Genomic DNA, 9,932 nt, shown 5'->3' with positions numbered 1-9,932 from the left:
ATCCTATTCGAGAAATTTGGATTCACTGTAGAAAATGTTGTTGAAAAGGCTATTAATGTAGCAAAGAAATAGAAGTTACAGTAATTAAATCTACGATACAGTGTAAGCTAAGCGTTCAAATAAGACTATAATGTAAAAAATATTATTAGAAATATATAAGAAAATTTAAGGATATTATTAATGAAGCTGCTACTGGTAAAAAAAGAATTTTTGCCTGTAGCAGTTTTTTTAAAACAACTTGTTTTCTAAAAAAACAAATACCTAAAAAGTAGCATGTGTTCCTAAATTATAAAAAATATATAAAGTGGTTACAGTATATGATATATTGAATTCATAGGAATCAACTTATTATGATTAAAAAATTTATGTTAATAATAAAAAGATAATGTGCAATGGAGGGTTTTATATGTTTCATAAGAAATTAAAAGATTTCCCAAAGAATTTTTTATGGGGAGCTTCAACATCAGCTTATCAAGTAGAAGGTGCTTATAATGAAGATGGAAAGGGATTATCCGTTCAAGATACAAAGGAACCATTCCCAGGAACACCAGATTTTAAGGTATCTAGTGACCACTATCACCATTACAAAGAAGATGTAGCATTATTTGCAGAAATGGGATTTAAGACTTATCGTTTTTCAATTGCATGGACTAGAATAATACCAAATGGAGTAGGAGATGTAAATCTTAAAGGAATTGAATTTTATAACAATTTAATAAATGAACTATTATCATACGGAATAGAACCGCTAGTTACTATGTATCATTTTGATTTACCAGATGCGCTTCAAAGAGAAGGTGGTTGGTCAAATAGAGAGACTGCTAATGCATTTGTAAATTATGCAAAAGTATTGTTTGAAAACTTCGGTGATAGGGTTAAATATTGGCTTACAATAAATGAACAGAATATGATGATACTTCATGGAGGGGCAATTGGAACTGTAAATGATGGAGTAGAAAATGTTGAAAAAGAATTATATAAACAAAATCATCATATGATGCTTGCACAAGCGCAAACAATGAAGTTATGTCATAGTATGTGTCCAAAAGCGAAAATAGGGCCTGCACCTAATATAAGCTCAATATATCCAGCAAGTTCAAGACCAGAAGATATATTAGCTGCTAGTAACCAATCATCTATAAGGAATTGGTTATACTTAGATATGGCTGTACACGGTAGGTATAATCCAATAGCTTGGAGCTATATGGTTGAAAAAGGAATCGAGCCAATTATTGAAGATGGAGATATGGAAATATTAAAAGGTGGAAATCCAGATTTCATAGCATTTAATTATTATTGCACAGGAACATCTGCGGAAAGTAAGATTGATGATAAAGAAGTTTCAACTCAAGGTGGAGATCAACAGATTGCTGTAGGAGATTTAGGTGTTTACAAAGGAGCTTCTAATCCGAACTTGGAGAAAACTCAATTTGGATGGGAGATTGATCCTATAGGATTTAGAAACACTTTAAGAGAAGTTTATGAAAGATATAATTTACCTATAATAATTACTGAAAATGGATTAGGTGCTTATGATAATGTTGAAGAAAATGATACTATAAATGATGATTATAGAATTGATTATTTAAGAAAACATATTGAACAGGCTAGACTTGCTATAACTGATGGAGTAGATTTGATTGGATATTGTCCATGGTCAGCTATAGATCTTATAAGTACTCACCAAGGTTTCAAGAAAAGATATGGCTTTATATATGTAAATAGAGATGAATTTGATCTCAAGGATTTAAGAAGAATAAGAAAGAAGAGTTTCTTCTGGTATAAAAAAGTCATCGAAACTAATGGCGAAGAAATTTAGTCAAAGATAATTAATATAATATTAGAATAATAGTATTTAAAAATAGATACTAATATAAATGAAATATACCAAGGTGTAAGAAATTTCGCTTTGGTATATTTTACTTTTATAATATAGCTAAAAAGAATTTTTACAAACATAGCCTTAAAAGTTTTTTTCAAATAATGTATACTTAAATTAAAAGAACTTTGGTAGATCGTATAATGAAGATAAATCATAGTATCTACAAAGTCGTAAAAGGCTAACTAGTATAGTGTTTTAAATTTTAAGACAACAATATATTCAAGTATGTGTGAATGTAAAAAAGCTAGTTATAAAGGAAGAGGTTGATTAAATTATGTTTAATTATGAAATTATCCAGAGTTTAAACGATTTAGAGTTGTCTCTATACAGATATATAATGAAGAATATTCAAAAAGTTGTTTATATGAGAATTAGAGAATTATCTGATGAAGCACACGTCTCAACAACTACTATATTAAGATTCTGTAAAAAGTTGAACTGTGAAGGATATTCGGAATTTAAAGTGAAATTAAAATTGTATCTTGAAGAAAATGAAAGTGATAAAGTAAATAATGATACATCGATAATAGTTGATTTTTTCAAAAAATTAGATAATAGTGAACTTGATAGAAAATTAAATGTACTTTGCGATTTAATAAAGAAAGCAGGTAATGTAGTATTTATAGGAACAGGAACATCTGGAATACTGTGTAAATATGCAGCTAGATATTTTTCATCAATTGGTAAGTTTTCCATGTATATAGATGATCCGTATTTTCCAAGAAATTATAAGCTATATGAAGATTCTATAATAATAGCAATGTCAGTTTCAGGTGAAACGCGCACTGTTATTGACTATATAAGTAATATAAAAAGAGAAAATACTACGCTTGTAAGCATAACAAATAGTGAAAACTGTACAATATCTAAAATATCAGATCTTAATATATCGTATTATGTCCAACAAGAAAGACTAGGAATTAGTGATATAACAACACAAATACCTGTATTATATATTATTGAAAGTATGGGAAAAAGGCTACATAATAAGTTTGCAGTAGATTCTTCTGATTATTCTAAGTAAAACTTTAACATCCCTATAAAAGAATGTGTTTATTCTTTTATAGGGATGTATTTGTATTAAAATTTACTTTGTAATTCAGGAGCTGAATTTGATAAAAGATTCATCAAATAGCATATTTCATCATCTGATATTTCTACTTTATATTTGCTAGTTATGAAGTTTAGATTTTCTTTTATCATATTATATAGATTGACATTTTCTTCTATATATTTCTCTTTTTCAGGATAAACAGCTGGATTATCTTCATTTCTTAATCGTCCTATTACAAATGACAAGTGGAGAATAACACCAACCATATTTTCATCAGATAATTTAATTAAGAGTTTCTCTTGTAATATATTTAAAAATAGGGTTACATCTTTATAAAGTTCAACACCATCTATATTATATATATTTTCCTTTATAATTTTAGGTAGATTAATCATAGTTAATTTTGAATCAATTATACTTTGTAATTCTTTTAATACATTCATATTAAATACTTCGTACATTGTATATTGTTTTATAGGTGAATCTACAGGAAAAGATGAAACAATAAAAAGTACCTCATTTTTTTCTTGAAGATTAATTATTTTTTGCTTGAAGTATTTTTTGTCTAAGCAGTTTAGACAAACGACTTCAAAATAATCTTTATCTAATCTAAGATTACTTAGTAAGAAGTTTTTAATTGCAATGGCAGCGCCCTCACCAGTTAAGCAGGCAGTTACTATTAAAACTTTATCTGAATCGCTAGAAGGATTACTTATATTTTTATGTATTTCTACATAAGAATTTACCATAAGAACGTCATTATATATTTCATCTAGTGATGATCCAATTAGTGCTTTTCGTGCTGCTTCTAAAACATGTAAAGTTGAAACAAGAGATATCACTTTAATATCTACTTGAAATTCCTTTTTTATAACATCTGCAAAAGTTGTTAAAGACCCCATATCTACTAATAAGAGATAGCCAGCAGAAGTTGGATTGTCCTGAATACCAATCTTAAGGCTTTCTAATACTTTTGATGGAGCAACATCTATTGGAGCGTTTATTGGAATTATATAGTTTTCTCCAAGTAGTCTGTTAGAAACATCAGCCATTGAAGTTGCAGTTGATTCTCCATGGGCAATTAGGATAACTTTTACTTTATCTTGAGATTTATCGTTAAAAGTATTATCTGGTATCAAGAATAATGTTAAGTATCCAGCTTCATCTATTGGAATTGATTTATTAATAGTGTTTTCTATGATTTCCTTAATCTCTAGTGCAACAGCAAATTCAGAAGGATAAAGATCTTTTATTCTATTTAAATTAGTGTTTATTATTATTTTGTCACTATTTATTCTATTAATTAATGTGTTGATATGCAGAGCAAAAGCCGTATATAAATTACTATCAAAAATTACAGGAAGCTTTCGAGTTATATGACTTACTATACTATCAATACATTTTAATGTATCTTCATCAATAATGGTTAATAAGTTTTGTTTACTTGTTTCTTCGGAAACTTCAGAGTTATTTTTATTGAAATGTTTGGCTATATCTTTCTCAAGAATGTTTTCAATATCAATATCTGAGATTTCTAGAGACTTAAGCTTTTCAAGTTTACTTTCTATAAAATCGTAAATAGTATTATCTCCATTATTAAATATAGTGTTTGTATCTTCATTAGAACCATTAAATCTAAAATATTCAATTTCTTCACTCATAAGTTTATTCCATAAAACTCTATGTTCTTTTTCTTTATAAAGACCTTCTTTAATATAAGGAGGCAATATTTTACTATGGATTCTTACGTCACGTCGTATATTAGTTAAGTATTCAGAGTATGCTTTTGCACAAAGTAGCTGAACGTCACTTTTCAACTGACCTATATTATTAGGACAATCATAAGAAAGTAATGCTCTAAGAGAGTTTAAAGATACATAAATCTCTTTATTTAAACGGATACTTTCATATTTGAAGAAACTTTTAATTAAAAATAATCTTTCATCTAAAGTTCTTTCTTTAAGAGAGGGAATATTAATAACAAGAGGAATTCTTCTTGTAAATGTGTTTAATAAAGCAGAATTTGGGTCCTCTGTTGTAGCTGAAATTATTAATACATCTGATTTTCTGGTTTCTGAATCCCCAATACGTCTAAAAGTACCTGTATCTAAAAATATGAATAGAGCTTCCTGCCCTTCAGGTGGCAATCTGTGAATCTCATCTAAAAATAAAATACCACCATCAGCCTGTTCTATTAATCCGACTTTGTCAGATTCAGCTCCAGTATACGCACCTTTTTTTACACCAAAAAGTTGAGAAGTTAATAGTTGTGGGTTATTAGTATAATCTGCACAATTAAACACTATAAAAGGAGAATCTTCTGTTTTCACCTTCATTTCCAATGCATAATTGTGCATAAGAGATGCGAACATAGACTTTCCTACACCAGTAGCACCTAATATTAAACAATTCATACCTTTAGGTGGATATAGTATAGCCGCTTTAGCCTGTTCCACAGAATCTTTAAGAGAAATATTATTTTTAGCTAACAAATCTAACTGAGATTCATTGCTTTGAATCTTATTTTCAGCAAGAAAAAATAATACTGGTCTGCCAGAGGATTTATACAATTTACCTTCTTTACAAAGTTCATTTAGTTCATGGCTTAAGTTAGCTCTAGTCATATTAACTAGAGGGGCTAGCGTTTTTGTGTCTATCCCATCTGGAGAATTAAGCTGGAGAAGTTTTTGGTAAATCAAATCTTTTTTAGCCATTATATGTCCTCCTATATAAATAAAAATATTATAGCTACTATAAATAGATTAAGTATTCTCATACGCTATGCTGAAAATCCCACGGTAAATGGACTATTATAGTAAAACTATTTATTATTAAACATTGTTTATTTAGTGTTTATATACAGTTTTGAAATTAATTAAACACTATATATAATTATAAAACACTAAGTGTATTAAGTAAACACATATCATAAAATAAATAAAATATATAACTTTTATTATAAAAATGATATAACTTTTAAATGAAATTATATTATCTATTTTGCTTATAAGTATTGATATATAGGAGTGATCCGATAGTATGTAAAATTTAAACAGCAAAAAAATTAGAAAAAAATTTAAATATTTAATAGTGTTTGGCACAGGTATTGCTATATATATTGGCATGAAGCAATAAAGCATCAAGTAAAACTTTATTCAGTTGGAGTTTAATATATCTTCTGAATTTTAGTTTGACTTATCCAGGAGCATGTAGTCGTTATTTATATTATGGAAGGTATTACGGATGCCAGCTACCGGATGAATTGGAGGAGGAGTACAAATGGATCAATTAGAAATGGCAATAATGAATATTATAATCAATGCAGGAGATTGTAAAAATCATGCTTATATGGCTCTTAATTTGGTAAACGAAGGTAAGTATGAAGAAGCTGAAAATGAAATGCAACTAGCAAATGATGCGTTAGGAAAAGCGCATGATGCACAAACAGAAATGCTTCAAAAAGAAGCTTCTGGAGAAAAAATAGAACTATCAGTTTTGTTTGTTCATGCACAAGATCATTTAATGACATCTATATCAGAAAAGAATCTTATTGAACAAATTATAGAGTTAAGAAAAATTGTAAACACTTTAGTAAAATAACAAATTGAAACTTGGAAAAGCAAATAAGACAAGCATTATTTTGTAAATACTATGAAAATAAAATTCGTAAGTAACTTTAAAATTAACACAAAACCGTATAAAAAATATGAAACATATTAAAATTTATAAAAGTTAAATCAAGGAGGAAGAAATATGGTTACAATCAAATTATTCTGTGCATCAGGAATGTCAACAAGTGTTTTAGTTAATAAGATGAAGGAGGCAGCTAAAGCTAAAGGTGTTGATGCAGAAATTATAGCATTTCCAGAATCTCAAATGGATAGACATTTAGATAGTATGGATGTTGCATTACTTGGACCACAAGTAGGATATACTTTAGGAAAAGCAAAGAAACTTTGTGAACCACATGGCATTCCAGTAGAAGTAATACCAATGGTTGATTATGGAATGATGAATGGAGCTAAAGTTTTAGATCTAGCATTAAATCTTGCAAAAAATAAATAATTGAAAAATTAATTATTTTTATAAACTTAACCAATAAGAAATAATTTGCAAAAATAAATAGCATTTGTAGTTTTACATGATTAAGTAAAAATACAAATGCACATATAAAGATATATCTAATCGGTTAACTTATATTCATATTTTATATGAGAAAAGAAAACCTTTAACAACAATTATAAGAAAACAAAATAAATATGTAGGTTTATAAGTAATAATAGCAAATTTTTATTTGTAATTATTCATATTATAATCACAATTTAGTTATAAGGGGGAAATTTATTATGTCACTCAATCAAACACTGAACGAAAAAGTAGTGCCAGCGGTAATGAAATTCGTTAATCTTAAAGGTGTTCAAGCATTAAAAGATGGTATGTTATTTACTTTACCATTAAATATCGTTGGATCTATATTCTTATTAATTGCTTGCTTTCCAGTAAAAGCATTTACAGATGGTATGACTAGCGCTTTTGGACCAGGTTGGAATGATCCATTATTTAAATTACAGCATTCAACAATGGGTATTATGGCAGTGGTAGCTGTTATAGGGATGACTTATGTATACTGTAAAAATGAAGGTCTTGAACCTTTTTCACCAGCAGTAATTGCTTTAAGTGTATTCTTAACTGTAACAAATGATTTTGTTATGTTCAAAGCTACACCTGATGCAACTCCAATTCAAGTTGGTGGAGTTATTCCACAAGACTGGACTGGTGGATCAGGCATGATTACTGCAATTATTGTAAGTTTAGTTGTTTCATTTGTTTATTGTGCAATGGTAAAGAAAAACATTACAATCAAGATGCCAGAAGGTGTACCTCAAGGTGTTGTTAATGCATTCTCAGCATTAATTCCAGCTACAGTTATATTTATAGGTGCAACTGTTGTATATGCGGTATGTAAGTTTGGATTCAATACTTCTTTTGTAGAAATTATATATAAAGTTGTTCAAACACCATTACAAGCTGCATCAGATTCACTTCCAGGAGCTATACTTATTGCTTTTGCTGTTCCATTCTTATGGTTCTTCGGAATTCATGGAGGTATGACAGTATCAGGTATGGTAGGTGCTTTATTAACTGCTAATACTGCAGCTAATGCTAAATTACAAGAAGCAGGGACTTTAGATCTTGCTCACGGAGCTCATATAGTAACTCAACAATTCTATGATAACTTTATTAACTTGGCAGGTAGTGGTCAAACACTTGGATTTACTATATTATTATTAGTACTTGCAAAATCTGCTCAATATAAACAATTAGGTAGATTAGCACTTCCAGCTAACTTGTTTAATATTAATGAACCAGTATTATTTGGTACTCCAGTAGTAATGAACCCAATAATGGGTGTACCATTTATACTTACTCCAGTAGTAAATGCAATATTACTTTATTTAGCAATTGCAACAGGTATACTTGCACCAATGGGTGGAGCATTACCACCTTGGACAGTTCCAGCTGTATTCTCAGGATTAATAATTGGTGGTCCTAGTTATGCTATAGCTCAATTAGTATTCCTACTTATTGGAATGGCAATATACTTCCCATTCTTTAAGAAAGTTGATGCTATGTCATATGCTGATGAATTAGCAGCACAAAAACACGAAAATAGTGCTCAAGCGTAAATACGATTAATTAGCCCTATTATTAACAATTTAAAATAAATTTAAAAACTCTAACATTTCTAATTATTGAAATTATGATTTCTGCAATAGCAGAAGCTCAATGAGAAAATAATTGAAATGTTAGAGTTTACTCAGTATAATTCTGAAAAATAAATGATATAATATGTTAATAATCAAAGTATAATAAAGAATTATTAAAAATCAAATTAAGATAAAGTTGTTTTTTTCAAAAGATTAAATAGGAGTGAGGTAGAAAGATGATATTAATAAACTGTGCATTAAGACAAGACGATATAATAAATATAGTAGAAAATATTGAAGTTGAGAATGAGAAAGTATTTAAATTTGTTAGAAAAGAAGGAATTAAGATACTTTTTGAGTGTAGCCTTAGTGATCAACAAAATGCGGCTGCAATTGCAAAACAATCAATAAAAGATACTGAACTTGGAAAAGTATTATATTTTGGAGTTAGTGTACAATAAAAATTAGATATAATTTAATTATTTATATTGTGAATAAAAAGCATTTTCTTATAGTTAAGAAGATGCTTTTTATTATTCCTATGTAATTTGCTTTATTTCTAGTTGTAGAAATTATTTTTTAATGATTAAAATAAATTTAGTGATTAAACAGTTCTTGGAAGTGTTCAAACACTAATCACAATTATATACTTTCATCTAAACACTGGGCAATATTACCAAAACGCTAATAAGAATAATCAAACTCTTATATTAGATATTGATTATATTAAGTAAACATATAAAAGATTAATGACAATTTGGATACATAAAAATTTTGTAAACGTTTTATAAATCCGGGATTAGGATTAATATAGATAATATCAATATATTTAAAATAATGTCTACTAAAAAGCAGAATAGTGTTTGGCACAATTTATGCTATGCAATAGGATAAAAGGAAAAATATTCTAAAAGACGTTGAATGGGGGAGTGTAGAGTGGAAGAGTTAGAAATGGCAATCATGAACATTATAATAAACGCTGGAGATTGTAAAAATCATGCGTATATGGCACTTAACAATGTAAATGAAGGAAAATACGAAGAAGCTGATAAGGAAATGCAATTAGCGAATGATGCATTAGCAAAAGCACATGATGGGCAAACAATGTTCCTTCATAAAGAAGCAAATGGTGAAAAGATTGATATGTCAGTTTTGTTTGTGCATGCACAAGATCATCTAATGACAGCAATAACAGAGAAAAACTTAATTGAACAAATAATCGAACTAAGAAAAGTTGTAAATACGTTGGTTAAATAATTAACAAATAGATTAAAATTTTATGAGGATA

At 28.4% G+C, this 9,932-nt stretch carries 8 protein-coding genes; 7 read left to right on the top strand and 1 reads right to left on the bottom strand.

Annotated features, from left to right (window positions below):
- Positions 1 to 406 precede the first annotated feature (406 nt).
- Both L3B96_RS24520 and L3B96_RS24515 read left to right on the top strand, forming a co-directional pair.
- A complete protein-coding gene (locus L3B96_RS24520; RefSeq protein WP_238900965.1) occupies positions 407 to 1,819 on the top strand; it encodes a glycoside hydrolase family 1 protein in 1,413 nt (470 codons plus the stop codon).
- 337 nt (positions 1,820 to 2,156) lie between these two features.
- A complete protein-coding gene (locus tag L3B96_RS24515; RefSeq protein WP_238900964.1) occupies positions 2,157 to 2,906 on the top strand; it encodes a MurR/RpiR family transcriptional regulator in 750 nt (249 codons plus the stop codon).
- A gap of 56 nt (positions 2,907 to 2,962) precedes the next feature.
- On the opposite strand, the gene L3B96_RS24510 is transcribed toward L3B96_RS24515, so the two are convergent.
- On the bottom strand, positions 2,963 to 5,650 hold the full coding sequence (locus L3B96_RS24510; RefSeq protein WP_238900963.1) for a sigma-54-dependent transcriptional regulator: 2,688 nt from the start codon (positions 5,648 to 5,650) through the stop codon (positions 2,963 to 2,965).
- A 565-nt stretch (positions 5,651 to 6,215) separates the two neighbouring features.
- Here L3B96_RS24510 and L3B96_RS24505 point away from each other — a divergent pair.
- The 5 genes from L3B96_RS24505 to L3B96_RS24485 all read left to right on the top strand — a co-directional run bounded on the left by L3B96_RS24505 (position 6,216) and on the right by L3B96_RS24485 (position 9,901).
- Complete coding sequence (locus L3B96_RS24505; RefSeq protein ID WP_238900962.1) at positions 6,216 to 6,536, top strand: PTS lactose/cellobiose transporter subunit IIA; 321 nt, start codon at positions 6,216 to 6,218, stop codon at positions 6,534 to 6,536.
- Positions 6,537 to 6,689: 153 nt separating this feature from the next.
- On the top strand, positions 6,690 to 7,001 hold the full coding sequence (locus L3B96_RS24500) for a PTS sugar transporter subunit IIB (protein WP_012060794.1): 312 nt from the start codon (positions 6,690 to 6,692) through the stop codon (positions 6,999 to 7,001).
- Between the two features lie 281 nt (positions 7,002 to 7,282).
- Positions 7,283 to 8,623, top strand: coding sequence for a PTS sugar transporter subunit IIC (locus L3B96_RS24495; protein ID WP_238900961.1), 1,341 nt, complete (start codon positions 7,283 to 7,285; stop codon positions 8,621 to 8,623).
- A gap of 257 nt (positions 8,624 to 8,880) precedes the next feature.
- A complete protein-coding gene (locus tag L3B96_RS24490) occupies positions 8,881 to 9,105 on the top strand; it encodes a hypothetical protein (RefSeq protein ID WP_012060792.1) in 225 nt (74 codons plus the stop codon).
- A 475-nt stretch (positions 9,106 to 9,580) separates the two neighbouring features.
- Positions 9,581 to 9,901: a PTS lactose/cellobiose transporter subunit IIA gene (locus L3B96_RS24485; RefSeq protein ID WP_017211270.1), complete on the top strand. Its 321-nt coding sequence runs from the start codon at positions 9,581 to 9,583 to the stop codon at positions 9,899 to 9,901.
- The last annotated feature ends 31 nt before the right edge of the window (positions 9,902 to 9,932 follow it).

Origin of the sequence: Clostridium sp. YIM B02569, assembly GCF_022320765.1 — a bacterium.
In the GTDB taxonomy this organism is placed as follows: domain Bacteria; phylum Bacillota; class Clostridia; order Clostridiales; family Clostridiaceae; genus Clostridium; species Clostridium beijerinckii.
This window is presented reverse-complemented; position numbering and strand designations above follow the sequence as displayed.